The following is a 24,480-nucleotide window of genomic DNA, read 5'->3' on the forward strand; positions in this document are numbered from 1 at the left end:
CGTCCGGGCGACGCACTGCTCCCCAGCCTGTCACTCTATCCCGCGCATGACATGCGGCTGGTGAGGAACAGCGAGGGTTTTACGCTTCTTTCCCGCTGTTGCAGGGGCAAGCGCCGGCTCGTGAGAATGGGCCGGATTTCATTTGGCACGGCCGCTTTGGTCGGGGTTGGCGGTGTCGATGCGCAGATCGGTTTCAAAACTCTGCAGCACCGCCCGCAGCTCACCACTCTTCTGCATCGCTTCCAGCTGCGCGTTGATACGGGGCAGCAGCTTCACGCAGGGACTGGCGCGGCTCATGGCGAGGTAGTTGTCACTCTCGCTGACGAAGGGGCGCAGCGGCATGAAGCGATCGGCAAGGCCGTTCTGGTTCAGGTAGATCACGCCGTTGTAGTAACCGGTGATGAGGTAGTCGATACGGCCCGAATCGAGCTTGGAGAAATTCATGTAAAACTTTTGCGCGGTCTCGATGATGAGATTGTCACGCAGGAATTCATCGAAGCCGCCCCCGAACTGGTTGCCCAGCGTAATGGCACCGCGCTTGCCGATCAGATCCTTCCAGCCGGCGTAGGCGAAGCGCTTGTCGCGCGCCACGAAGACCGCAATCGGATTGGAAAACAGCGGCACCGAGGCAAAAGCGAGGTAGGACTGGCGTTCCGGCGTGTTCTTGAGCGAGGACACCATCGCCACTTGCCCGCTCTCGGCCTCCTTGAGCACGCGGTGGAAAGGACCGACGTAGCGTACCTCATAAGGGATATTGAGCGCACTCAGGGCACGCGTTGCGATCTCGATGCTGGCACCGGTGAGGCGCTTGCCGTCGTACCAGTGCAGGGGCGCGTAATCGGAATCGGCCGAGATGACGACCTTGCTGCATTCGGCAGCGCGGACCGTCAGCGGTGCGCTGAGCGCAGTCACTGCTGCCAGCACGGCCAGCATCGCAGTGCTTGTTGCCTTGTTCATGATGTCCCCCTTGTTCTGCTTCATCAGCCCCCTTGGACAGGCGGCATGAGCAACCCCATGCGACTGAGAATAACCCGGTTGTGCCACCTGCCAAAACGCAATTCGCGCCGCTTGGGAGAGATACGCATTTTTGCCACAGCGAGTTGCACTTCCCTGTCGCAGATCAAGCGGGCGTGGGGCCGAATGAGGCGGGATGGGCGCACATTGGTCCGACCCTCTGTCCGTCTGAACGCATTTGCCCACATTCTCACACAAGCTCGCAAAGGACATTTACAAAGGACATTTACTTAGCGTTTTGCCACTGCGCCAGAATGAGGCAGTGATACGTTTTGTAACGAAACCAGGGCGATGTGTCAGCTTGCAGACTGACACGTCCGGCGCCTGTCACCGCGAAGATGACTCGCACTTTGATCATTTGCACAGGCTGGATTGATACGGCCTGTGCATGGATGAGCTGGATTGCACTCAATTCTGCATCAATCGAAAATCCTGGATTTGCGCTCGGACGCCGATCAAGCCGACTGTCAGACGCGCGCGAAATGTCCGACAAGAACATGCTGGGCTTTCCGACTGTCGCGGCGCTCCGGTCTTCCTATGATGAACCCAAGTTTTCAGGCAATGCAGGCCACCCGACACATTTTTTCAAGTCTTATCGTGCCGTGCCTGCTTTTGGGAAACGAAGGCCAACCTGTGGATGCATGCATGATCGTATCCGCCACTGCAACTGAAGTCCCGATTGCATTCAGCGCCATCGAATGCACAACCAAGGATAAAGGAGAACAGCCATGACCAAGACCTTCCTCACCGCCGCCGTACTGGCCGCTGCCACTTTCGCCACCGGTGCCTATGCCCAGTCCTATGATCAGGGCGGCAGCTCGATGCAGGGCGCGCAGCAGCAGCAATACGATTCGTCCTCGCAGTCGCAGTACTACAACTACCAGGGCCAGCAGACCGCCTCGCCGGCGGCCATGCAGGAAAGCGGCCAGAATGGCCAGTACGTGGACCGCAAGAGCTATGAAGTCCCGAACGGCCAGCCCAACAACTATGCGCGTGAACAGAAGGATGGCCCGCTGGGCACTTCCCCGGGCGCATAATTTCCTCCCTCGCGTCGACCTCAAAGCCCCGGCTCCGGCCGGGGCTTTTTGCATGCGCGCGACCCGCAGCCCCGGCTTGCCGTAGAATCGCGCTTTTGCCGGTGCCTCTTCCTCGCGCCGGACGCACCTGGTCCTGCGATGAATCCTCAACTTGTCGGCCGCGGCATCGGCTTGTCCGTGCTGGCCTCTTCCCTGTTCGCCTTTCTGTCCGGATACACCCGCCTGCTGGCCCCGCTGGATGGCACGGACATCTTTGCCTGGCGCATCCTCATCACCCTGCTCTGCGTGCTCGGCCTGCTGGCCTGGCGCGGCGAACTGCCCCGGCTGCGCGCGGCCATGGCCGAACTGCTGGCCAGCCCCGCGCGCATCGCACTACTGGTGCTGATGGCGGCCCTGCTGGCCCTGCAGCAATGGCTGTTCCTGTGGGGCTCGGTCAATGGCCGGGCGCTGGAAGTCTCGCTGGGCTACTTCATGCTGCCGCTGTCGATGGTGCTCGTAGGCCGCTTCCACTATGGCGAGAAGATGGACCTGCTGCAGCGCCTGGCGGTGCTGTGCGCCTGCGTCGGCGTGGCGCATGAACTGTGGATGACGCGCGCCTTCTCGTGGCCAACGCTGGCAGTGGCGCTGGGCTATCCCCCCTACTTCATGTTGCGCCGGCGCATCCGCCTCGACTCCATGCTCATCTTCGCGGTGGAACTGATGGTGCTGGCGCTGCCCTCGCTGCTGGCCCTGGGGCTCAGCCCGGCCACCGGCCCTACGCTGCGCACACCCGCCATGTGGCTGTTGCTGCCGGGCCTGGGCATTCTCAGCATGATCGCCCTGACCAGCTACCTGCGCGCCGGCAAGCTGCTGCCGATGGGCCTGTTCGGCATCCTCGGCTATGTGGAACCGGTGCTGCTGGTGCTGGTGGCCATGGCGGTGCTGGGCGAAAGCCTGCAGCTGGCGCAGCTGGGCACCTATGTGCCGATCTGGCTGTCGGTGCTGCTGACCGCACTGCACAGCGTCAAGCTGATGCGCCGGCCGGCGGCGCAGCCCACGAATTGAGGGCTTTTTCACGGACTGATCGCGGCCAGTACGGCTGAGCCATCTCCTTATACTGGTTCAAACGGTCCACCCTGGGGAGGGAACAGACCGGCCGGGAGGGGAGACACGGACGATGCGGCCAATGCTGGCAAAGGCAGGGCGGGTAGCGCGCCATTCCGTGGCGCGGCGGGCACGGCTTTTCGTCGCGCTGATCTGCGTGGCCATCGCGGCTGGCCACGTCTGGCAAAGCTTGGCCGCGCGCACGGTGCAGCTGGACAACACCCGCATCTATTCCGGCAACATCGCGCGCGCCCTGGCGCGCCATGCCTATGACGTGTTCCAGGCCACCCACGGCGCGCTGATCAACATCAGCGACCGTATCGACGATGCCGGCACCACCCATGCGCAGCTGCACGCCATGAGCCCGGTCCTGCGCCGCCTGGCCAGCGAAATGCCGCAGCTCGACGGGCTCTACATCTTCGACGAGCACGGCAATCGCGTGGCCAGTTCTTCGCCGCCGCGCCCCAGCGATGCCAACAACAGCGACCGCGCGTATTTCATCTATCACCGCGATCACGACGATCCCCAACCGCACATCCATCCGACCCTGCTCAGCCGCAGTACCGACCAGTGGATCATTCCGATGTCGCGCCGCCTGAATCATCCGGATGGCCGCTTCGCCGGGCTGCTGCTGGCGACCTTGCGGCTGGATCACTTCAACGCCCTGTACCAGACCGTGGAGATCGGCCGCGACAGTTCCATCCTGCTGCTCCTGCGGCCCGGCAAGGTCCTGACGCGGCAGCCTTTCGATCCCGCCTACATCAATCACGACCTGAGCCTGGACCCGGTCATCGGCGAAGCGCTGGCCAGTCCAACCAGCGGCCATGTACTGTTGCATTCGCCGCTGGACGACATCGACCGCTACGTGTCGTACCAGCCGGTGCAGGGCTTCCCGCTGATCGTCACCGTGACCACGTCGAGGGATGAAGCGCTGGCGCCGTGGCAGCAGCAGACCATCGTGTATGGTGCGGCGGTGCTGCTGTTGCTGATCATCATCGGGCTGTTCGGGTGGCGGCTGATCGGGCAGATCGAGCTGCGCCTGGTGGCCGAGGATCGCGCGCTGCAGGTGATGGGCGAGCTGCACCAGGCCAACCAGCGGCTGGAGCAGCTGGCGCATCAGGATGGCCTGACCGGCCTGGCCAACCGTCGCCATCTCGATACCGTACTGGCGGCGGAATTCCGGCGTGCCGCACGCAGCAAGTCGGCTCTCTCGCTGATCATGATCGATGTGGATTTCTTCAAGCAGTACAACGACCTCTACGGCCATCAGGCGGGCGACGAATGTCTGCGCCGCATTGCCGCCGTCCTGCGCGAGCGCCAGCGCCGGCCGGGCGATCTGGCCGCGCGCTATGGCGGCGAGGAAATGCTCATGCTGCTGCCCGATACCGATGCCGACGGTGCGGTGCAGGTGGCGGAAAAGATCCGCGCCGGCATCCAGGCGCTGGACCTGCCCCATCGCGGCAATCCGCGCGGCGTGGTCACGGCCAGCGCGGGCGTGTGTGCCATGGAATTGCTGCCAGCGGGCGAGCGCACCGTGGAAGACTTGCTGGGGCGCGCCGATGCGGCCCTCTATGAAGCCAAGCATGGCGGGCGCAATCAGGTGCGGCTGGCGGAGGCGGGAGCGCCGTCGGCACAGAGCTGACACGCGCGCAGCAGAATCAAGCACAGAAAAACCTGCGGTAAACCGCACAGAAAAGCGGGCATAAAAAATGCCGCCCGGTGAAAACCGGGCGGCATTTTCTGCAGCAGGCGAGTGATTCGCCGGACGCTTATTCCTTGTGATAGGAGGTCACGCGCTCCACTTCATTCTTCGAGCCCAGGAACACGGCCACGCGCTGGTGCAGCTTTTCCGGCTGGATGTCGAGGATGCGCTGCTGGCCATCGGTGGCGGCGCCACCGGCCTGCTCGACGATGAAGGCCATCGGGTTGGCTTCGTACATCAGGCGCAGCTTGCCCGGCTTGCCCGGCTCACGCGCATCGGCCGGGTACATGAAGATGCCGCCGCGGTTCAGGATGCGATGCACGTCGGCCACCATGGAGGCGATCCAGCGCATGTTGAAATCCTTGCCGCGCGGACCGGTGGAGCCGGCCAGCATTTCATCGACGTAGCGGGTGACCGGCGGGAACCAGTGACGCTGATTGGAGGCGTTGATGGCGAATTCCTTGGTGTCTTCGGGAATCTTGATGTCCTTCTGGGTCAGCACCCAGGCGCCCATTTCGCGGTCCAGCGTGAAGCAGTGCACGCCGTCGCCGGTGGTCAGCACCAGCACGGTCTGCGGGCCATAGACGGCATAGCCGGCGGCGACCTGCTTGGTGCCGGGCTGCATGAAGTCCTGCTCGCTGGGTTCGGTCATGCCTTCCGGGGCCTTCAGCACCGAGAAGATGGTGCCGATGGAGACGTTGACGTCGATGTTGGAGGAGCCATCCAGCGGATCGAACATCAGCAGGTATTCGCCCTTGGGATAGCGGTTGGGGATGCGGTGGATGGTCTCCATTTCTTCGGAGGCCATGGCCGCCAGGTGGCCGCCCCATTCATTGGCTTCCAGCAGGATCTCGTTGGAGATCACGTCCAGCTTCTTCTGCACTTCGCCCTGCACGTTCTCGCTGCCGGCGCTGCCCAGCACTTCGCCCAGCGCACCCTTGCCGACCGCATGCGAGATCGACTTGCAGGCACGGCCGACGACTTCGATCAGCAGGCGCAGTTCGGACGGGATCTTGTTGTGCAGACGCTGCTGCTCGATCAGGTGTTGCGTGAGGCTGATACGTTTCATGGTGGTCTTCCTTGCAGTGGTTTTTATTTAATGAATCGGATGAATGAGTGAGGGGTCAATTATCTGTCTGACAGATCAATCGGCCAGGGCCTTGGTGATGACTTCGGCCACGTCGCGCGAGAGTTTGGGGGTGGCCGCAACCTGTTGCAGGGCCAGGCGCATCTTTTCCTGCAGCGCCGGGGTGTACTTGCGCCAGCGGTCCAGGCTGCGCGCCAGGCGCGCGGCCACCTGCGGATTGCTGCCGTTCAGGGCGATCACCTGTTCGGCCCAGAAGGCATAGCCGTTGCCATCGAGCGCGTGGAAGGCCGAGGGGTTGCCGTTGCAGAAGCTGAAGATCAGGCTGCGTGCGCGATTCGGATTTTTCAATGTGAAGGCCGGATGCTCGGTCAGGGTGCGCACGGTGTTCACGTCGGCATTGCGGGCCGTGGCCTGCAGGGTGAACCACTTGTCGATGACCAGGGCTTCCTGTTCGAACTCGGCGTAGAAGCGCTGCAGGGCTTCGCTCTTGCCGGGGGCGGCGCTGTTGAGCACAGCCGAGAGTGCGGCCAGGCGGTCGGTCATGTTGTTGGCGTCCTGGTCCTGCTGCTGGGCCAGAGCCATGGCTTCTTCATCATCCAGCTCGGCCAGGTAGGACAGGGCCACGTTCTTCAAGGCACGGTGACCGGCCGAAGCGGCGTCGGGGCTGTAGGCACCCGGGGTCTGGTGGGCGCGATACACGGCCAGCAGATCATCGCGCAGTTCGCGCGCCAGCGAGCGGCGCAGGAACTGGCGCGCCACGTGGATGGCGTGCGGATCGATGACTTCCATCTGTTCGGCGATCATGGTTTCCGACGGCAGGGTCAGCACCAGTTCGCGGAAGGCAGGATCCAGCGACTCGTCCTTGAGGGTGGCGCGCAGCGCTTCGGCCAGGGCACCATCGTGCTCGATGTTGTTGAGCACGGTGTCGACCGCCACCACATGGCCGGACTGGCGCGCGGCCTGCACGGCCACCGTCAGGTTCAGCAGACGGCGCGTGGCCAGGCGCTGGCCGGCTTCCCAGCGGTTGAAGGCATCGCTGTCGTGGGCCATCAGGAAGGCCAGTTCGGCATCGCTGTAGTCGTATTGCAGGACCACCGGCGCGGAGAAACCGCGCAGCAGCGACGGCACCGGCTTTTCATCGACGTTGATGAAGGTGAAGCTCTGCTTGGCCTTGGTCAGTTCCAGCACGCGGGTGGTGGCACCGGCCTTCTTCTCGCCTTGCAGGGTCAGCGCCAGGTCACGGCCCTGCGCATCCAGCAGGCCCACGGCTACCGGAATGTGGAAGGGCTGTTTCTTCTTCTGGCCGGGCGTGGCCGGGCAGCTCTGTTCCAGCGTCAGGGTCAGGGTCTTGCGCTTGGCGTCGTAGTCCGCGCTGGCTTGCACCAGCGGCGTGCCGGCCTGGCTGTACCAGCGTTCGAATTGCGACAGGTCGCGGCCATTGGCGTCGGCCATGGCGGCGCGGAAATCGTCGCAGGTCACGGCCTGGCCATCGTGGCGCTTGAAGTACAGGTCCATTCCCTTGCGGAAGCCGTCACGGCCCAGCAGGGTCTGGTACATGCGCACCACTTCAGCACCCTTTTCGTAGACGGTGACGGTGTAGAAATTGTTGATCTCGACAAACGAATCGGGACGCACCGGGTGGGCCATCGGACCGGCATCTTCCGGGAACTGCGCCTGGCGCAGCACGCGCACGTCATCGATGCGCTTGACGGCACGGCCGCTGTCGCTGCCGATCATGTCGGCCGAGAATTCCTGGTCGCGGAAGACGGTCAGGCCTTCCTTCAGCGACAGCTGGAACCAGTCGCGGCAGGTGACGCGGTTGCCGGTCCAGTTGTGGAAATATTCGTGGCCGACCACCGCTTCGATGTTGGCGAAGTCGACATCGGTGGCGATGCGCGGATTGGCCAGCACGTACTTGGTGTTGAAGATGTTCAGGCCCTTGTTTTCCATGGCGCCCATGTTGAAGTCGCCCACCGCCACGATCATGAAGCGGTCCAGGTCGAGATCCAGGCCGAAGCGTTCCACGTCCCAGGTGATGCTGTTCTTGAGCGACTCCATGGCGTGCTGGGTCTTGTCGAGGTTGCCCTCTTCCACCCACACCTGCAGCAGCGCATCGCGGCCCGAATGCAGGCGCACGGTTTCTTCCTGGCAGACCAGCTGGCCGGCCACCAGGGCGAACAGGTAAGAAGGCTTCTTGAACGGATCTTCCCACTTCGCATAGTGACGGCCATCGGGCAGCTCACCCTCTTCGATCAGGTTGCCGTTGGACAGCAGCACCGGATAGCGCGCCTTGTCGGCGCGCAGCATGACGGTGAATTTGGCCATCACGTCCGGACGATCCGGGAAATAGGTGATCTTGCGGAAGCCTTCGGCTTCGCATTGGGTGAAGAAATTGCCATTGGACACGTACAAGCCCATGAGCGAGGTGTTGCGGTCCGGATGGACCAGGGTCTCGATCTCCAGCGTCACCTTGGCCGGGGCGGCAGGGATGGTCAGCACGCCACCGGCGATGCGGAAATCGCCCTTGGCCTGCGAGAGCGTCTTGCCGTTCAGGCGCAGAGCCACCAGTTCCAGCTCTTCGCCGAAGAGGATCAGGTCGCGGCCCTTGGCGTCCGGGTTGCGGGTCAGGGTGATGCGGGTGGCCACACGGGTGTCAGCGGGATCGAGGTCGAAACCCATCTCGACGGTGTCCGCCAGGTAATTGGGAGCGGCGTAGTCTTTACGGTAGATCGTCTGGGGCGTATCGGTGCGCATGGAGGCCTGTCCGGGAAGGGAAATGGAGGTCAGAAAGTGAGGGCTAAGGTGAAGGCTAAGACAGTACAAAGCCAATTCAGGTGCAGCAAAAACCCGATTTTACCAATCATCCCGCACTGCGCGAATGGAATCGGCCGGTTTTGCCGCGCTCGTCTCCATCAGGGACTGTTGGCGGGAAGCATGGTTCATATCGGCCTACGGCCGGTACAATGGCGGAACCGGCCCTTGCCCCAGATTGGGGCGAAGCAGGCAGGCGCAGCGGGGTTTTCCGGCTGTCGCTTTCCACGCGGGCTCAAAATGGCCGCTTGCTGGGTCTGACGAGGCAAGGTTTTTTGCCTTTTGCTTCATATCGCCCCGCAAGCGCCCTTCCCACGGCATCCCAGCCTTCTGCCCGGTGCCCGGCTTTTTTCTGATGGAGTTCGTTCATGAAACGCTGGCTTTATCCCCTTCTTGCAGCGGCCAGCCTGCTGCTGTCCGGTTGCGCCTCGGTGATCGAGAGCAACGTCACCTCTTTCCACGCCTGGTCGCCCGACTACAACCAGCGCGCCTATACCTTTGCGCCCGCCAAGGAACAGGAGAATGACCTGCAATACCAGAACTACGCCGGGCTGATCCGCCAGGAGCTGCAATTCCTCGGCTTCACCGAGGCGCGCGATCTGAAGTCGGCGCAATTGCAGGTCAGCTTCGGCTACGGGATGAATACCGAGCAGGTGGTAGTGAGCCGGCCGGCCTATGATCCCTTCTTCTACGGACCGGGGCCGGGCTGGGGACGCTTTGGTCCGCGCCCGTTCGGCTTCTACGGCCCTTACGGACCGTTCTATGATCCCTTCTGGTATGGTGGTCCGATGCAGACCACCAGCTATCCGGTCTTCCTGCGCCGGCTGCAGATCGGCATCAGCCAGGCCAGCGACGGCAAGAAGCTGTTCGACGTCGTGGTCGACAGCGAAGGCCAGCGTGCCGGACTGACGGCCGCCATGCCGGCCATGGTGCGCGCGGCCTTCGAGGATTTCCCCGGTCCCAGCGGCGTGACGCGCCACATCCGCATCAAGGTGGACAAGAACGGCCAGCCGGAGAACTGATCCCGCTCACCCGTGCGGCGGCCGCCCGAGCCGCTTGCCCAGGCCCCAGATGCTCAGCAACAACAGCGCGCCGCCCAGCCACTGGGTAGCGCTCAGGGTCTGGCCCAGCAATACGGCGGCCAGCAGGACCGCCGTGAGCGGTTCGATCAGGGTCGCCACGGTCAGCGCCGTGGGCGTCAGGCGTGCGGCGCCCCAGCTGAACACCAGCAGCGCCAGCGCCGCCGTGACCACCCCCAGGTACAGATACCAGGCTTGCGGCGGCAAGCCGCTGGGCCAGTGCAGCGGCCGCGCCAGGCTGGCCATTCCCATCACCAGCGCCGCCACCACGGTCAGGCAGGTTGCGGAGGGGCCGGCCCCCAGCGCCGTCGAGAGCCGTCCGCTGACCAGCGTGAATCCGGTATAGAGCAAGGCCGAGGCGACCGAACAGGCCAGTCCGATGAGCAGGTCCGTCTGGCCTGATGCGGCACTGCCATTGGCCTCATGCCGCGCCACGATCAGCACGGTGCCGCCCAGTGCGGCGGCGAGCACCGCTGCCAGCGTCCAGTCCAGCTTTTCCTGCCCGCGCAACAGCGCGATGACGGTGGAAAACACCGGTGGCAGGCACAGGGCGATCAGCGTGGGAATGGCCGCGCCGATGCGCTCGATCCCGAGGAACCAGAACAGCACGTAGCCGGCCATGGTGGTCCCGGCCAGCACCACGGACAGCAGCAGTGCGCGCAGGGTCGGCAGGTGGATGCGTGCGCCGAATACCAGGCACAGGAACACCGCACCGACCGCAAAGCGCCAGAAGGAGATGTCGCCCGGCGCGAAGCCGTATTGCGCGATCAGGATGTTGACCACCAGGGCTCCGGTGCCCCACAGGAAACCGGCGCTGCAGGCGGCCATCAGGGCCACGCCGGAGTAGGCGGGCGCAGCCAGCGAAGAGGAACGGGAACCAGACACGGCGGATCCTTGATGAGGGTGGCAAGGGAGGCGATGGCGTACGGCCGGTCGCCGGGCGCCGCGTCACAGTGTAGCCGATCAGGACAGGACCGCGCCGGGCGGCTGCTCCGCTGCCCTGCCCTCAATTGATGAAGCGTCCACCCGTGCCGATGGCGGTGAGGTCGACGAAATCCGATCCGCTGTGATCGGCAGGACCGAACTGCAGGCTGAAGCCGCCGCCATCGTAGTTGGCCGGGGTGATGCTCTCCAGCGCCCGGATCAGGCCGGCACGCGTGAGTTGCGGGCCGGCGCGGCGCAAGCCCTCGACCAGGACACGGGCGGCGATGTAGCCTTCCAGCCCGATGAAATTGCAGCGTGCGCCGGGACTGCTTTCCATGGCCTTCTGGTATTCGTAGACGATGGGCAGCCTGGCCTTGTTGGGAAATGGCACCACCTGGGTGATCTCGGTACCGACCCCGGTCTGCTTGAGGCGTGCGGCCAGCGACAGGCTGCCGACGAAGGAATAATGGGAAAAGCCGCCGAGGTAGCCCGCCGCCCGCATGCGCGTGATGAGCGCCGCGGCCGGCTCGTAGGACACGGCCTGGATCACCACATCGGGGCGCATCTTCATGAACTGTTCTGCCGCCGGCCCCACGGCATCGCTGTTGCGCTCGATGGGCATGCTGCCGACCAGGGTCAGTCCGTATTGCGCTGCGCGCTGGCGCAGGTTGTCCAGCAGGCCCTTGCCGAGCTCATCGTTCTGGTAGAACACCGCCACGCGCTTGCGCCCGGTGCCCTGCAGCTGGCGCAGCAGGAAACCGGTTTCCTGCTCGTAGCTGGCGCGCACGTGGAAGATCAGGCGATTGAAGGGTTCGCGCAGGGCGGCGGCCCCGGTGTGCGGGGCGATCAGCGGAATGCCGGCCTCGCGGATGGCCGGCAGCGCCGCCAGCACCGTGGGCGTGCCGGAAAAACCGAACAGCGCGAATACCTTGTCGCGCCAGATCAGTTGCTGGGTATTGGCCAGGGTGCGTTCGGGCTGGTAGCCGTCATCCAGGCTCAGCAGCCGCACGCGCCGCCCATGCACGCCGCCACGGGCATTGACCTGGGCGAAATAGCTGCGTGCCCCTTCCTGGAAGTCGCGCCCGACCTCGGCGGCCGGGCCGGTAAAGGGGGCCGACTGGCCCAGCACGATTTCCTGCGGGCTCACCCCGTTCTCGGCCGCCTGCGCAGCGTGCAGGCCGCACGCCACGCCCAAGGCCAGACGGCCGCACCAGACAACGACCGCGTGCCAGTTCCTTCCCATCTCCCTCTCCCGCCAAAAATGTTCTCCCTGGAGGCGTTCAGGTGAAGGAATTCACCCGAACGCCGAAGGCAGCATTTGACGATCAAGACGGAGAAAAATGCGTGATCCACGCATAGTCTTGGGTAAACCCCGATAACTTGCGAGATCCGTACCGAAGAATTTCGATATCCAGTGGAAAATCAGGAGAAGTAGGCTTCGCTGGCGAAGGTGATGACCACGATCATGAGCACCGCACAGATCAGCACTGCCAACAGCCGCCCGAACTTGGGCGAGCCGTCGGCGCCGGCCGCCTGCTCGGGGGGATGGCCCATGGGATTGTCGAGGCCGGGGTCGCGCGGGGGCTGGTCCATAGGCATTCCTCTTGTATCAGGGTCATCAGGCGATTACGCGGCCATCACGGGATCAGGATGGTCGAACCGGTGGTCTTGCGGCCTTCCAGGTCGGCGTGGGCCTGGCCGACATCCTTCAAGGCATAGCGCTGGTTGATCTCGATGCTGATCTTGCCGCTCTCGACCATGTCGAACAGGTCGCCGGCGGTGGCATCGAGTTCGGGGCGGGTGGCGATGTAGTTGCCCAGCGAGGGGCGGGTCAGGAACAGCGAACCGCGCGAGGCCAGTTCGGACACGCCGAACGGCGGCACCGGACCGGAGGCATTGCCGAAGCTGACCATCATGCCGCGCGGGCGCAGGCAATCCAGCGAGCCGGTGAAGGTGTCCTTGCCGATGGCGTCATAGACCACCGGCACGCCTTTGCCGCCGGTGATTTCCTTGACGCGTTCGACGAAGTTTTCGGTGGTGTAGTTGATGACGTGGGCCGCGCCATGCTGCTTGGCCAGGGCCGCCTTCTCGTCGCTGCTGACGGTGCCGATCAGGTTCACGCCCAGGGCGCGCGCCCACTGGCAGGCGATCAGGCCGATGCCGCCGGCGGCCGCATGGAACAGGATGGTCTCGCCCGGCTGCACGGCATAAGTCTGGCGCAGCAGGTATTGCACGGTCATGCCCTGCAGCATCATGGCCGCTGCGGTATCGAAACTGATGGCATCCGGCAGCTTGACCAGGATATCGGCCGGCATCACGCGCGCTTCGGCATAAGCGCCATTGGGACGGCCGGCATAGGCCACGCGGTCACCGACCTGGAAACCGGCCACGCCCGCACCAACGGCTTCGATGGTGCCGGCCGCTTCCTGGCCCAGGCCGGCTGGCAGCGGCTGCGGATAGAGACCGGAACGGAAATAGCAATCGATGAAGTTCAGGCCGACGGCAGCGTGGCGGATGCGGACTTCACCGGGACCCGGTTCGCCCACTTCCACGTCCACGTATTCCATGACTTCGGGGCCGCCGGTCTTGCTCATGCGGATTGCTTTTGCCATCTGGGTCTCCTTGTAGTGAGTGGATTTCTAGCCTGAAGATTCATATATCGAGAGGCAGTATAGAACGCCTCAGCGCTTCTTGCGCGACAGCAGCCACATGCCCGACAGCACCAGGGCGGTGCCGGCCAGCTGGATGCCGGTGATCGGTTCATCCAGCAGCACGGCGCCCATGAAGAGCGTCGAGACCGGCCCCACCAGCCCCGCCTGGGCGGCCGTGGGAGCGCCGATGCGGGCCACCGCCACCATGGTCAGGAACACCGGCAGCACCGTGCAGAACACCGCATTGAAAAGTGACAGCTGGTACACGGGGGCCACCTGCGTGACCAGGTCGGCGGGCGCGCGCAAGATGAAGAACTGGACCAGGCAGGCCACGCTGGAGACGCACATGGCATAGGCCACCAGCCGCACCGCGCCGACCCGACGCACCAGTTCGCCGGAAGAGATCAGGTAGATCGAATAGCTCAGGGCCGACCCCAGCACCAGGGCGCTGCCGAGGATGACGTTGCTGCCGCCGGTATGAAGATCATGCTGCAGCACCAGCACGGTACCGAAGTAGGACACCAGCAAGGCCGCCCATTCGATCCAGCCGATCTTGCGCTTGAAGAAGAAAAACGCGATCAGCATCACGAAGGAAGGCGTGAGGAACAGGATCAGGCGTTCCAGCCCGGCCGAGATGTATTGCAGCCCGAGGAAATCGAGGAAGCTCGACAGGTAATAGCCCATCAATCCCAGCACCACGATGCGCAGCACGTCGGCGCGCGCCAGGGGCGGCTGGGTGCGCGCTTTCCAGAGCGCCACGGCGGCAAACATGGGGAAAGAAAACAGCATGCGCAGCGTGATCACCATGACCGCATCGACCTGGTAGCGGTACATCAGCTTGGCCACGATGGCCTTGGCGGAAAAGAAGATGGCACCAATGATGGCGAGCAGCAGCCCGCCCAGGAAGGCCTGGCGCGGAGTGGAATGAACGGGGGTGTGAGCGGCAGTCATGGCCGCGATTGTAAACCCTGGGCTGCGCACGCGCCGCGCGGGCGGGCGCAGCACCGTGTCAGCGCTTCTTCATCAGCGAGCCGAGCACGCCACGAATGAGCTCGCGCCCGACCTGCGAACCGATGCTGCGTGCAGCCGACTTGACCATGGCCTGCAGGGGCGAATCGCTGCGGCGATTGCCGCTGCCGCTGCCGAAGATGCCACCGGCGGCATCCTTGAGCAGATCGCCCAGACCGCCGCCCTGATCCTGCTGTGACTGCGGCGGTGGAACGGGTTGCGGCTGCGGCATGCGCGCACCCCCACTGGGACGCGAGGTGCTGGCAGGGGCCGGTGCGCTACGGCCTGCCGATGCGCCCCAGGCATTGTCATCGGCCGGAGCGGGGGCTGGTTGCGGCGCCGGAGCAGGCGCTGCCTGCGGCTGCTGCACCGCGCGTCCCTTCAGGCGTTCATAGGCCGACTCACGGTCGATGGCCTGTTCGTAGACGCCGGCCACCAGCGAAGAGGCGATCAGGGCGTGCCGTTCCTCCACGCTGATGGGACCGATCTGCGACGCCGGGGTCAGCACGTAGCCGCGCTCGACCATGTTGGGGCGCCCCTTCTCATCGAGGAAGGACACCAGCGCCTCGCCCACGCCCAGCTCGGTGATGGCCTGGGCGGTATTGACCATGGGATTGGGACGGAAGGTTTCAGCAGCAGCCTGCACCGCCTTCTGGTCGCGCGGGGTGTAGGCGCGCAGGGCGTGCTGTACGCGGTTGCCGAGCTGGCCCAGCACGGTGTCGGGGATGTCCAGCGGATTTTGCGTGACGAAGTAGATGCCCACGCCCTTGGAGCGGATCAGGCGCACCACCTGCTCGATCTTCTGCAGGAGCGGCTTGGGGGCTTCATCGAAGAGCAGGTGCGCTTCGTCGAAGAAGAAAACCATCTTGGGCTTGTCCAGGTCGCCCACTTCGGGCAGGTGCTCAAACAGTTCCGACAGCATCCACAGCAGGAAGGTGGAATACAGGCGCGGCGCATTCATGAGCTTGTCGGCGGCGAGGATGTTGATGATGCCGCGGCCCTGGGCATCGGTCTGCATCCAGTCCTCGATGTTGAGCATGGGCTCGCCGAAGAAACGGTCGCCGCCCTGCTCGTCGATGGCGATCAGCCCGCGCTGGATGGCCCCTACGCTGGCGGCCGAAATGTTGCCGTATTCGGTCTTGAACTGGGCCGCGTTCTCGCCCACGTGCTGCAGCATGGCGCGCAGGTCCTTGGTATCGAGCAGCAGCAGGCCGTGGTCATCGGCAATCTTGAACACCAGCTGCAGCACGCCCTGCTGGGTATCGTTCAGGTTGAGCATGCGGGCCAGCATCAGCGGGCCCATGTCGGAGACGGTGGCGCGCACCGGATGGCCCAGTTCGCCGTAGACGTCCCAGAACGCCACCGGTGCCGCGGCCCAGGCCGGTTCGGGCAGGCCCAGCTGGGTCAGGCGCGCGCTGGTCTTGGGGGAGGCGCTGCCGGCCTTGCCCAGGCCGGAGAGATCGCCTTTTACGTCGGCCATGAAGACCGGCACGCCGATGTCGGAGAGGGCCTGGGCCAGCACCTGCAGGGTGACCGTCTTGCCGGTGCCGGTGGCACCGGTGATGCAGCCGTGACGGTTGGCCAGTTGCGGCAGCAGGCACAGTTGCCCGCCGGAATGGGTAGCGATGGGAAGCGGATTAATCATCTCGACTGGGCCTTCAAGGCAAAAATGACGGGGTGGCGGTATGGTAAAATGCCCGCCCGATTATAGTCAGAACATGGCGTCAGGAAATGCATTATCGAACCCTGGGCGCCGGGTCCCCCTGCTGCAGCGATGCCTTGCCCGCGCCCGCCGGTCTTGCCGAGGCGCCTCCAGGAGCGGCTTGCGCAGGCGGGACGGTTCTGGCCTCACCCTCTCGCAGGAAAGATTCAACATGGCTGGACACAGCAAATGGGCCAATATTCAGCACCGTAAAGGCCGTCAGGATGAAAAGCGTGGTCGCGTCTGGACCCGCCTGATCAAGGAAATCACCGTCGCCGCCCGCATGGGCGGGGGCGATCCGGACACCAACCCGCGCCTGCGCCTGGCCGTGGACCGTGCCTCCGACGCCAACATGCCCAAGGACAACGTCACCCGCGCCATCCAGCGCGGCACCGGTGCCCTGGACGGCGTGAACTATGAAGAAGTGCGCTATGAAGGCTACGGCATCAACGGCGCAGCCATCATCGTCGATTGCATGACCGACAACCGCGTGCGCACCGTGGCCGAAGTGCGCCATGCCTTCTCAAAATTCGGCGGCAACATGGGTACCGAAGGTTCGGTGGCCTTCCTCTTCAAGCACTGTGGCCAGCTGATGTACGCGCCCGGAACCGATGAGAATGCCGTCATGGAAGCCGCGCTCGAAGCTGGTGCCGAAGACGTCCTCACCGACGACGAAGGCGGCATCGAAGTGCTGACCGCTCCCAATGATTTCTCGGCCGTGAAGTCCGCCATGGAAGCCGCCGGCTTCAAGGCCGAAGTCGCCGAGATCACCATGAAGCCCTCCACCGAGACCGTGTTTGCGGGCGAGGACGGCGTCAGGATGCAGAAGCTGCTGGATGCGCTGGAGAACCTGGACGATACCCAGGAGCTCTATACCAACGCCGTGATCGAAGAATAATTCACCCGATCACCCAGCCGGTTTATAAAGATACGGACAAGACGACCCTTTCCGCCCCATTCGCCACTTTTATCTTCCTATCCCATGAAAATCCTAGTTGTTGGCTCCGGTGGCCGTGAACATGCGCTGGCCTGGGCCATTGCCAAGTCGCCGCGCATCCAGACGGTCTATGTTGCTCCCGGCAATGGCGGCACCGCGCTCGACGAGCGCCTGCAGAACATCGCCATCACCGATCCCGTGGCCCTGGCCGACTTCGTCGAGCAGGAACACGTGGCGCTGACCGTGGTCGGCCCGGAAGGCCCGCTGGCGGCCGGCATCGTCAACGTCTTCCGCGCCCGTGGCCTGAAGATCTTCGGCCCCACCAGGGAAGCGGCGCAGCTGGAAAGCTCCAAGGACTTCGCCAAGGCCTTCATGCAGCGCCATGCGATCCCGACCGCCGAGTACCAGACCTTCTCGGACGTGGCGGCCGCGCATGACTACATCGCCAAAAAGGGCGCGCCCATCGTCATCAAGGCCGACGGCCTGGCCGCCGGCAAGGGCGTGGTGGTCGCCATGACGCTGGAAGAAGCGCATACGGCCGTGGACATGATGCTCTCCGACAACAAGCTGGGCGACGCCGGTGCGCGTGTGGTGATCGAGGAATTCCTGGCCGGTGAAGAAGCTTCCTTCATCGTCATGGTCGACGGCAAGAACATCCTGCCGCTGGCCACCAGCCAGGACCACAAGCGCCTGCAGGATCACGACCAGGGCCCCAACACCGGCGGCATGGGCGCCTACTCGCCCGCTCCCATCGTCACCCCGGCGCTGCATGCGCGCGTGATGCGCGAGATCATCGTGCCGACCGTGCAGGGCATGGCCAAGGATGGCATCCCTTTCTCCGGCTTCCTGTATGCGGGCCTGATGATCGACGCCGAGGGCAACCCCAAGACGCTGGAATTCAACTGCCGCATGGGCGACCCCGAAACCCAGCCCATCATGGCGCGCCTGAAGACGGACCTGCTGACCGTGTTCGAACATGCGGTCACCGGCACCCTGGACAAGATCGAACTGGAATGGGACCGCCGTACCGCGCTGGGCGTGGTCATGGCCGCCCATGGCTATCCGGAAGAACCGCGCAAGGGTGACCTCATCACCGACATCCCGGCCGAGACCGCCGATTGCGTCACCTTCCACGCCGGTACCACCCTCAACGGCGACAAGCTGACCACCAACGGTGGCCGCGTGCTGTGTGTGGTGGGCCTGGGCGACAGCGTCAAGGTCGCGCAGAAGCATGCCTATGATGCTGCCGACCTGATCCACTTCGCCGGTTCGCAGATGCGCCGCGACATCGGCTGGCGCGCCCTGAAGCGCTAAGCCGGGCCGCATGCCGTCTCCATCCCCCGCAACGCCGTGTGTGTTGCGGGGGATTTCATTTGGAGGGCATGCGCGGCACTTGCCGTGCCACTGCAACAAAATGACGCCTCCGCAGCCTAAGCACGACGGGCGTTTCCGGGCAGCATGCCCCCGCCACCACCCGCATTCCCAGAAGAAAAGGACATATCGATGCCAGACCACCTGCTCAATTTTGAAACTTTGATCAACCTCTACCTGGTGCCTTTCGGGCTCAAGGTGATTGCCGCCATCGTCATCTGGATCGTCGGCGGCATGTTCATCAACACGCTCTCCAAGATCGTGCGCCGCGTGCTGACCGCGCGCCAGTTCGAGACCACGCTCATCAACTATGCCAGCTCGGCCATGCACGTCATCCTGCGCATCCTGCTGGTGATGGGCATCCTGGAAGTGTGCGGCATCCCGACCACATCCTTTGCGGCCATGATCGGCGCAGTCGGCGTGGCCCTGGGTGTGGCCTGGTCGGGCCTGCTGTCCAATTTTGCGGCCGGCATCTTCCTGGTGGTGTTGCGTCCCTTCAAGGTGGGCGACTACATCACCGCCGCCGGCCAGACCGGCACGGTCTCCGACATTGGCCTGGTGACCACCATCATCACTACCGACAACAACCTGCGCGTGATCATCGGCAACAACAAGCTGTTCTCGGAAAACATCATCAACTACAACGTCAACGCCACCCGCCGCACCGACCTGCGTTGCCAGATTGCCTACAGCGTCGATCCGCAGCAGGCCATCGCCAAGCTTTCCGAGCGCATCAAGGCCATTCCCAACGTCTTGCAGACGCCGGCACCGGGCATCGTGATCCAGGAGTTCAATGCCACCGGCACCCTGATCGCCCTGCGCGTGCATGCGCCCACGCCCAATTTCGGCCAGGTCTACAACGACGTGCAGAACGCCATCGCCGAGGTCTGCCTGAAGGAAGGCTGGCCGGCGCCGGCGACTTATCAGGTGGCCGTACCGCTGGCCCAGCCGCCGCAAAACTGAGGCCTTTGCCCCACAACGCCGGTCCGGCATCGCCTGCGGACCGGCTTTTGACGCCCCAGCCGGGGGCGGTCAAGGTACAATGGCGGGTTGGAACGCATTTCCGTCCAGTAACCGTGTACCAGAGCGACCCGCCGTGACCACCCATTCCAACGCCGCCACCAACACCGCTGCCGTCAAGGCTTACCTGCAGGACCTGCAACAGCGCATCGTCGCCGCGCTGGAAGCCGCTGATGGCAAGACTTTCCTGTCTGATTCCTGGGAACGCCCTGAAGGCGGTGGCGGCACCTCGCGCTTGCTGGAAGAAGGCAACCTGCTGGAGCGCGGCGGTGTCGGCTTCTCGCACGTGATGGGCAAGAACCTGCCGCCCTCGGCTGCGGCCAACCGCCCGCAACTGGCGGGCCGCGCGTGGGAAGCGATGGGCGTGTCGCTGGTGCTGCATCCGCGCAATCCCTACGTGCCGACGGTGCACATGAACGTGCGCTTCTTCACCACCCATGCGGAAGGCGAAGAGGCCGTCTGGTGGTTCGGCGGCGGCATGGACCTCACGCCCTACTACGGCGTGAAGGAAGATGCAGTGCACTTCCACCGCACCTGCCGCGATGCGCTGCAGCCCTATGGCGAGGACTTGTATCCGCGCTTCAAGAAATGGTGCGATGACTATTTTTACCTGAAGCATCGCAAGGAGCCGCGCGGCGTCGGCGGCATCTTCTTCGATGACTTCAACGCCCTGCCCTTCGAGCAGGCCTTCGCCCTGCAACGCAGCGTGGGCGATGCCTTCCTCGACGCCTATCTGCCCATCGTGGCGGCGCGCCGGGAAACGCCTTATGGCGAACGTGAACGCGACTTCCAGGCCTATCGCCGGGGGCGCTATGTGGAATTCAACCTGGTCTTCGACCGGGGCACGCTGTTCGGGCTGCAATCCGGCGGACGCACCGAATCCATCCTGATGTCCATGCCGCCGCTGGTGAAGTGGCGCTATGACTGGCATCCGGAACCGGGTAGCCCGGAAGCGGCGCTGTATTCGGACTTCCTGGTGCACAAGGAATGGCTGTAATGGTGCCGCCTGCGGCGCAGCGCTGCATTGCCGTGCTCGGCGGCAGCTTCGATCCGGTGCACAATGGCCATGTCCTGCTGGCCGAGCATTTCGTGCAATTGCTGCAGCCCGATGAGCTGCGCGTCATCCCCACCGGCAATCCGTGGCAGAAGCACGGCCTGCAGGCCGAAGCGGCGGACCGGGTGGAGATGGTCAGGCGCGCATTCGGCCAGCAGCAGGTACCGGTGGTCATCGATGAGCAGGAAATCCGCCGCTCCAGCGCGACCTATACCATCGATACCCTGCGCGCACTGCGCGCGGAGCTGGGGCCGGAGGTGTCGATAGTGTTCCTGATGGGCGCTGATCAGTTGCAGCACCTGGACACCTGGCAGCACTGGCAGGAATTATTCGAGTACGCGCATTTGTGCGCGGCCTCCCGGCCCGGCTTCGCGCTGGCCGATGCGCACGTGCCGCCGGCCGTGCGCCACGAATTCAAGCGGCGCAGCGCTGCGCCGCAAGAGATCCGCAGCACCACGCACGGATACGGCTACCTGGCCCTCGGGCTGGCGGTCGATATCTCGTCGACTGAAATCCGTGCCCAGCTGCAACGCGGCACCCGACCCGATTCGCTGATCCCGGGCAGGGTGCTAGACTATATCGAACAACAACATCTGTACCGAAATTCATAATGGACATCAAAAAACTGCAAACCCTGGTCGTGGACGCTCTGGAAGACGTCAAGGCGCAAGAAATCCGCATCTATGACACCTCGCACCTGACCTCCCTGTTCGACCGCGTGGCCATCGCCTCCGGCACCTCGAACCGCCAGACCAAGGCGCTGGCCGCCTCGGTGCGAGACAAGGTCAAGGCCAAGGGCGGCAACGTCGTCAGCGTCGAAGGCGAAGACACTGGCGAATGGGTGCTGGTCGATCTGGGCGACATGATCGTGCACATCATGCAGCCGGCCATCCGTACCTACTACCGTCTGGAAGAAATCTGGGGCGACAAGGAAGTCAAGCTGGGCGCGGCCAAGCGCACCGGCACTTCGGCTGCCGCCAAGCGCGCCGCCGTCGACGAAGCCCCGGCCCCCAAGACCCGCCGCACCCGCGCCCAGGCGGAAGCCGTCGAAGCCAGCCAGGCCCTGGACGACGACGAGGACGCACCGAAGAAGCCGGCCCGCAAGCCGCGCGCGACGACCACCAGCACCACCGGTACCCGCGCTGCTGCCGGCACGACCCGCACCACCCGGACTACCGGCACCAAGACCACGGCGGCCAAGACCACCACCACCCGTGGCACGGCAGCCGGCAGCAAGACCACCACCACCAAGGCCGGCACCACCCGCAAGGCCGCTGCGCCCAAGACCCCGACCGGCAAGACCGTGCGCGTGGCGCCCGCCAAGAGCGAGACCGCCAAGAAGCCGGCCGCCAAGCGCACCAGCAAGGCTTGATGCAGCTGGTCATCGCGGCCGTCGGCCACAAGATGCCGGCGTGGATAGAAACCGGCTTCCAGGAGTATGCCAAGCGCATGCCACCGGAATGCCGGATCATCCTCAAGGAAATCAAACCCGTCGAACGCTCCGGCAGCCGCACGGCCGAAACCGTGATGGCGCAGGAGCGCGAGAAGATCGAAGCGGCGCTGCCCAAGGGCGCGCGCGTGATTGCCCTGGACGAACGCGGGCGCGACTGGACTTCAGTGCAGTTGTCGCAGCAGTTGGAGCAATGGCAGCAGGATGGACGCGACGTGGCCTTCGTCATCGGCGGGGCTGACGGGCTCGATCCCGGCTTCAAGGCCGGGGCCGATACGCTCATCCGCATCTCCAGCATGACCTTGCCGCATGGCATGGTGCGGGTGATGCTGGCCGAACAGCTCTATCGCGCCTGGTCGATCACGCAGAACCATCCGTATCACCGCGCCTGACGGCGTCCACCGCCGGCTTCCTGCCTTCCGGTACCGGCTCTTGACATCCCTGGCTCAATGAAACAAGCGGACCACAAAATCTACCTCGCCTCGAAAAGCCCGCGCCGCCGCGAACTGCTGCGCCAGATCGGCATCGATTTCGAACTCATGCTCTCGGACAAGGAAGTCGACGAGAGCGTCCTGCCCGGCGAAGCCCCGCTGGACTATGTCGCCCGCGTCACCCGCGCCAAGCTCGACAGCGCCCAGCAGACCATGATCCTGCGCCAGCTGCCGCATCGTCCGCTACTCGCGGCCGATACCACCGTGGTGGTGGACGACCTGATCCTGGGCAAACCGGCCGATCACGATGAAGCCGTGCGCATGATCACCCTGCTCTCCGGCCGCACCCATCAGGTCCTGACCAGCGTGGCCGTGGGCGTGACTCACGGTGTGGAAACCGAGGTCTGGCAGATCGTGCAGCAGTCCGACGTCAGCTTTGCGCCCTTGACCGAAGAAGCCATTGCCGCCTATTGCAATACCGTCGAACCCTACGACAAGGCCGGCGCGTATGGCATCCAGGGGCTGGCCTCGGTCTTCATCAGCCATATCGTGGGCAGCCATTCCGGTATCATGGGGCTGCCGCTCTTCGAGACGGCTCAACTATTACAACAAGCGGGCGTTCGCATCCTATGAGCGAAGACATCCTCATCAACATCACGCCGCAGGAGACGCGCGTGGCGCTGATCCTGCAAGGCGCCGTGCAGGAACTGCACATCGAGCGCACCCTCTCGCGCGGCCTGGCCGGCAACATCTACCTCGGCAAGGTGGTGCGGGTGCTGCCGGGCATGCAATCGGCCTTCATCGACATCGGCCTGGAGCGCGCCGCCTTCCTGCACGTGGCCGACATCTGGGAAGCCCGTCCGCACGACGGCCAGAACGCGCCGGCCATTCCCATCGAGAAACTGCTGCACGATGGCCAGACCATTACGGTGCAGGTCATCAAGGACCCCATCGGCACCAAGGGCGCGCGGCTGTCCACGCAGATCTCGATTGCCGGTCGCATGCTGGTCTACCTGCCGCAGGACAAGCACATCGGCATCTCCCAGCGCATCGAGAACGAAGCCGAGCGCGAACTCTTGCGCAGCAAGGTGCAGGCACTGCTACCGCCGGAAGAAAAAGGCGGCTTCATCATCCGCACCATGGCCGAGGATGCTTCCGACAGCGACCTGCAGATGGACGTGGAATACCTGCGAACCACCTGGGCCACCATCATCAAGCAGGCCAAGACCAAGCCGGCGCCTACTCTGCTGCACCAGGATCTGTCGCTGGCGCAGCGCGTGCTGCGGGACTTCGTCTCGGACCAGACCGCCACCATCCAGGTCGATTCGCGCGAGAACTTCCATATGCTGCAGGAGTTCGGTGCCATCTATACGCCCTCGGTGCTGCCCAAGCTGATGCACTACCGGGGCGAGCGTCCGCTGTTCGACCTGTATGGCGTGGAAGAGGAAATCGAGCGCGCCCTGGGCCGCCGCGTGGACCTGAAGTCGGGCGGCTACCTGATCGTCGACCAGACCGAAGCGATGACCACGATCGACGTCAACACCGGCAGCTTCGTCAACGGCCGCAACTTCGACGACACCATCTTCAAGACCAACCTGGAAGCGGCGCACGCGATTGCGCGCCAGCTGCGGCTGCGCAACCTGGGCGGGATCATCATCCTCGACTTCATCGACATGGAGAGCACGGAGCACCGCCACGCCGTACTGGCCGAGCTGGGCAAGGCGCTGCAGCGCGACCGCACCAAGATCTCGGTCTCGGGCTTCTCCACGCTGGGGCTGGTGGAGATGACCCGCAAGCGTACCCGCGAATCGCTGGCCCACATCCTCTGCGAGACCTGCCCGGCCTGCAAGGGACGCGGCCAGGTCAAGACGCCGCGCACGGTGTGCTACGAGATCCTGCGCGAGGTCATGCGCGAGGCCAAGCAGTTCAATCCGCGCGAATTCCGCATCCTGGCGTCGCAGGTGGTGGTGGACATGTTCCTGGAAGAGGAATCGCAACACCTGGCCATGCTCGGGGATTTCATCGGCAAGCCGGTGTCGCTGCAGGTTCAGAGCGATTATCAGCAGGAGCAGTACGACATCATCCTGATGTAATCAGCACAGGCGTTCATAGACAGTAC

Annotated in this window: 22 protein-coding genes; 13 read left to right on the forward strand and 9 right to left on the reverse strand. The window is 64.3% G+C overall.

The window, feature by feature from the left end; genetic code table 11:
• Positions 1-138 precede the first annotated feature (138 nt).
• Positions 139-933, reverse strand: a complete 795-nt coding sequence (locus JOD78_RS19630; protein ID WP_121043247.1) for a transporter substrate-binding domain-containing protein — start codon at positions 931-933, stop codon at positions 139-141.
• Between the two features lie 809 nt (positions 934-1,742).
• Between JOD78_RS19630 and JOD78_RS19635 the strand changes: the two genes are divergently transcribed.
• From JOD78_RS19635 to JOD78_RS19645, 3 genes are all read left to right on the forward strand, one after another.
• Positions 1,743-2,051 (forward strand): hypothetical protein, encoded by a 309-nt coding sequence (locus tag JOD78_RS19635; protein ID WP_034334554.1) that lies wholly within the window; start codon positions 1,743-1,745, stop codon positions 2,049-2,051.
• A gap of 138 nt (positions 2,052-2,189) precedes the next feature.
• Entirely contained in the window at positions 2,190-3,095 is a 906-nt protein-coding gene (rarD, locus tag JOD78_RS19640) for an EamA family transporter RarD (RefSeq protein WP_121043250.1), read from the forward strand.
• A 121-nt stretch (positions 3,096-3,216) separates the two neighbouring features.
• Complete coding sequence (locus JOD78_RS19645) at positions 3,217-4,776, forward strand: GGDEF domain-containing protein (RefSeq protein WP_227022750.1); 1,560 nt, start codon at positions 3,217-3,219, stop codon at positions 4,774-4,776.
• Between the two features lie 127 nt (positions 4,777-4,903).
• On the opposite strand, the gene JOD78_RS19650 is transcribed toward JOD78_RS19645, so the two are convergent.
• Positions 4,904-5,905: a class 1 fructose-bisphosphatase gene (locus tag JOD78_RS19650; protein ID WP_039784418.1), complete on the reverse strand. Its 1,002-nt coding sequence runs from the start codon at positions 5,903-5,905 to the stop codon at positions 4,904-4,906.
• A gap of 75 nt (positions 5,906-5,980) precedes the next feature.
• Entirely contained in the window at positions 5,981-8,677 is a 2,697-nt protein-coding gene (gene pepN, locus JOD78_RS19655; protein WP_209567438.1) for an aminopeptidase N, read from the reverse strand.
• 425 nt (positions 8,678-9,102) lie between these two features.
• Between pepN and JOD78_RS19660 the strand changes: the two genes are divergently transcribed.
• Positions 9,103-9,756, forward strand: a complete 654-nt coding sequence (locus JOD78_RS19660) for a DUF4136 domain-containing protein (protein ID WP_121043256.1) — start codon at positions 9,103-9,105, stop codon at positions 9,754-9,756.
• Between the two features lie 6 nt (positions 9,757-9,762).
• Here the strand turns inward: JOD78_RS19660 and JOD78_RS19665 are convergent, their stop codons facing one another.
• From JOD78_RS19665 to JOD78_RS19690, 6 genes are all read right to left on the reverse strand, one after another.
• Positions 9,763-10,698 (reverse strand): DMT family transporter, encoded by a 936-nt coding sequence (locus JOD78_RS19665; protein ID WP_209567440.1) that lies wholly within the window; start codon positions 10,696-10,698, stop codon positions 9,763-9,765.
• A 121-nt stretch (positions 10,699-10,819) separates the two neighbouring features.
• On the reverse strand, positions 10,820-11,980 hold the full coding sequence (locus JOD78_RS19670) for an ABC transporter substrate-binding protein (RefSeq protein ID WP_121043259.1): 1,161 nt from the start codon (positions 11,978-11,980) through the stop codon (positions 10,820-10,822).
• A 179-nt stretch (positions 11,981-12,159) separates the two neighbouring features.
• Positions 12,160-12,330, reverse strand: a complete 171-nt coding sequence (locus JOD78_RS19675) for a hypothetical protein (RefSeq protein WP_166675083.1) — start codon at positions 12,328-12,330, stop codon at positions 12,160-12,162.
• A gap of 44 nt (positions 12,331-12,374) precedes the next feature.
• Positions 12,375-13,349: a quinone oxidoreductase gene (locus JOD78_RS19680; protein WP_134136729.1), complete on the reverse strand. Its 975-nt coding sequence runs from the start codon at positions 13,347-13,349 to the stop codon at positions 12,375-12,377.
• A 69-nt stretch (positions 13,350-13,418) separates the two neighbouring features.
• On the reverse strand, positions 13,419-14,339 hold the full coding sequence (locus JOD78_RS19685; protein WP_199725099.1) for a DMT family transporter: 921 nt from the start codon (positions 14,337-14,339) through the stop codon (positions 13,419-13,421).
• Positions 14,340-14,397: 58 nt separating this feature from the next.
• Positions 14,398-16,041, reverse strand: a complete 1,644-nt coding sequence (locus JOD78_RS19690) for a helicase HerA-like C-terminal domain-containing protein (protein WP_121043263.1) — start codon at positions 16,039-16,041, stop codon at positions 14,398-14,400.
• 229 nt (positions 16,042-16,270) lie between these two features.
• Here JOD78_RS19690 and JOD78_RS19695 point away from each other — a divergent pair, with 229 nt between their 5' ends.
• From JOD78_RS19695 to rng, 9 genes are all read left to right on the forward strand, one after another.
• On the forward strand, positions 16,271-16,996 hold the full coding sequence (locus JOD78_RS19695) for a YebC/PmpR family DNA-binding transcriptional regulator (protein WP_034336305.1): 726 nt from the start codon (positions 16,271-16,273) through the stop codon (positions 16,994-16,996).
• 84 nt (positions 16,997-17,080) lie between these two features.
• Positions 17,081-18,349 (forward strand): phosphoribosylamine--glycine ligase, encoded by a 1,269-nt coding sequence (gene purD, locus JOD78_RS19700; protein ID WP_034336307.1) that lies wholly within the window; start codon positions 17,081-17,083, stop codon positions 18,347-18,349.
• A 189-nt stretch (positions 18,350-18,538) separates the two neighbouring features.
• Positions 18,539-19,369 carry a mechanosensitive ion channel family protein gene (locus JOD78_RS19705; RefSeq protein WP_088757255.1) on the forward strand — a complete coding sequence of 277 codons (831 nt, stop codon included), beginning with the start codon at positions 18,539-18,541 and terminating at the stop codon, positions 19,367-19,369.
• 133 nt (positions 19,370-19,502) lie between these two features.
• Positions 19,503-20,423 (forward strand): oxygen-dependent coproporphyrinogen oxidase, encoded by a 921-nt coding sequence (gene hemF, locus JOD78_RS19710; protein ID WP_121043265.1) that lies wholly within the window; start codon positions 19,503-19,505, stop codon positions 20,421-20,423.
• Positions 20,423-21,091 (forward strand): nicotinate-nucleotide adenylyltransferase, encoded by a 669-nt coding sequence (locus JOD78_RS19715; protein ID WP_121043267.1) that lies wholly within the window; start codon positions 20,423-20,425, stop codon positions 21,089-21,091. Before hemF ends, JOD78_RS19715 begins: the two co-directional genes overlap by 1 nt.
• A complete protein-coding gene (rsfS, locus tag JOD78_RS19720; protein ID WP_034336324.1) occupies positions 21,091-21,852 on the forward strand; it encodes a ribosome silencing factor in 762 nt (253 codons plus the stop codon). The genes JOD78_RS19715 and rsfS overlap by 1 nt, the downstream gene beginning before the upstream one ends.
• Positions 21,852-22,322 (forward strand): 23S rRNA (pseudouridine(1915)-N(3))-methyltransferase RlmH, encoded by a 471-nt coding sequence (gene rlmH / locus JOD78_RS19725; RefSeq protein WP_039784406.1) that lies wholly within the window; start codon positions 21,852-21,854, stop codon positions 22,320-22,322. The genes rsfS and rlmH overlap by 1 nt, the downstream gene beginning before the upstream one ends.
• Before the next feature lie 57 nt (positions 22,323-22,379).
• Positions 22,380-22,994: a Maf family protein gene (locus JOD78_RS19730; RefSeq protein WP_121043269.1), complete on the forward strand. Its 615-nt coding sequence runs from the start codon at positions 22,380-22,382 to the stop codon at positions 22,992-22,994.
• A complete protein-coding gene (gene rng / locus JOD78_RS19735) occupies positions 22,991-24,454 on the forward strand; it encodes a ribonuclease G (protein ID WP_034336330.1) in 1,464 nt (487 codons plus the stop codon). The genes JOD78_RS19730 and rng overlap by 4 nt, the downstream gene beginning before the upstream one ends.
• Positions 24,455-24,480: the final 26 nt, after the last annotated feature.

This window comes from Herbaspirillum sp. 1130 (genome assembly GCF_017833835.1).
GTDB classification, from domain to species: Bacteria; Pseudomonadota; Gammaproteobacteria; order Burkholderiales; family Burkholderiaceae_D; genus Herbaspirillum; species Herbaspirillum huttiense.

Bases quoted from the DNA above. Each gene is read 5' to 3' on its own strand.
- JOD78_RS19630 (WP_121043247.1), bottom strand. From the start codon at position 933: ATGCTGGCCGTGCTGGCAGCAGTGACTGCGCTCAGCGCACCGCTGACG.
- JOD78_RS19635 (WP_034334554.1), top strand. From the start codon at position 1,743: ATGACCAAGACCTTCCTCACCGCCGCCGTACTGGCCGCTGCCACTTTC.
- rarD (WP_121043250.1), top strand. From the start codon at position 2,190: ATGAATCCTCAACTTGTCGGCCGCGGCATCGGCTTGTCCGTGCTGGCC.
- JOD78_RS19645 (WP_227022750.1), top strand. From the start codon at position 3,217: ATGCTGGCAAAGGCAGGGCGGGTAGCGCGCCATTCCGTGGCGCGGCGG.
- JOD78_RS19650 (WP_039784418.1), bottom strand. From the start codon at position 5,905: ATGAAACGTATCAGCCTCACGCAACACCTGATCGAGCAGCAGCGTCTG.
- pepN (WP_209567438.1), bottom strand. From the start codon at position 8,677: ATGCGCACCGATACGCCCCAGACGATCTACCGTAAAGACTACGCCGCT.
- JOD78_RS19660 (WP_121043256.1), top strand. From the start codon at position 9,103: ATGAAACGCTGGCTTTATCCCCTTCTTGCAGCGGCCAGCCTGCTGCTG.
- JOD78_RS19670 (WP_121043259.1), bottom strand. From the start codon at position 11,980: ATGGGAAGGAACTGGCACGCGGTCGTTGTCTGGTGCGGCCGTCTGGCC.
- JOD78_RS19675 (WP_166675083.1), bottom strand. From the start codon at position 12,330: ATGGACCAGCCCCCGCGCGACCCCGGCCTCGACAATCCCATGGGCCAT.
- JOD78_RS19680 (WP_134136729.1), bottom strand. From the start codon at position 13,349: ATGGCAAAAGCAATCCGCATGAGCAAGACCGGCGGCCCCGAAGTCATG.
- JOD78_RS19685 (WP_199725099.1), bottom strand. From the start codon at position 14,339: ATGACTGCCGCTCACACCCCCGTTCATTCCACTCCGCGCCAGGCCTTC.
- JOD78_RS19690 (WP_121043263.1), bottom strand. From the start codon at position 16,041: ATGATTAATCCGCTTCCCATCGCTACCCATTCCGGCGGGCAACTGTGC.
- JOD78_RS19695 (WP_034336305.1), top strand. From the start codon at position 16,271: ATGGCTGGACACAGCAAATGGGCCAATATTCAGCACCGTAAAGGCCGT.
- purD (WP_034336307.1), top strand. From the start codon at position 17,081: ATGAAAATCCTAGTTGTTGGCTCCGGTGGCCGTGAACATGCGCTGGCC.
- JOD78_RS19705 (WP_088757255.1), top strand. From the start codon at position 18,539: ATGCCAGACCACCTGCTCAATTTTGAAACTTTGATCAACCTCTACCTG.
- JOD78_RS19715 (WP_121043267.1), top strand. From the start codon at position 20,423: ATGGTGCCGCCTGCGGCGCAGCGCTGCATTGCCGTGCTCGGCGGCAGC.
- rsfS (WP_034336324.1), top strand. From the start codon at position 21,091: ATGGACATCAAAAAACTGCAAACCCTGGTCGTGGACGCTCTGGAAGAC.
- rlmH (WP_039784406.1), top strand. From the start codon at position 21,852: ATGCAGCTGGTCATCGCGGCCGTCGGCCACAAGATGCCGGCGTGGATA.
- JOD78_RS19730 (WP_121043269.1), top strand. From the start codon at position 22,380: ATGAAACAAGCGGACCACAAAATCTACCTCGCCTCGAAAAGCCCGCGC.
- rng (WP_034336330.1), top strand. From the start codon at position 22,991: ATGAGCGAAGACATCCTCATCAACATCACGCCGCAGGAGACGCGCGTG.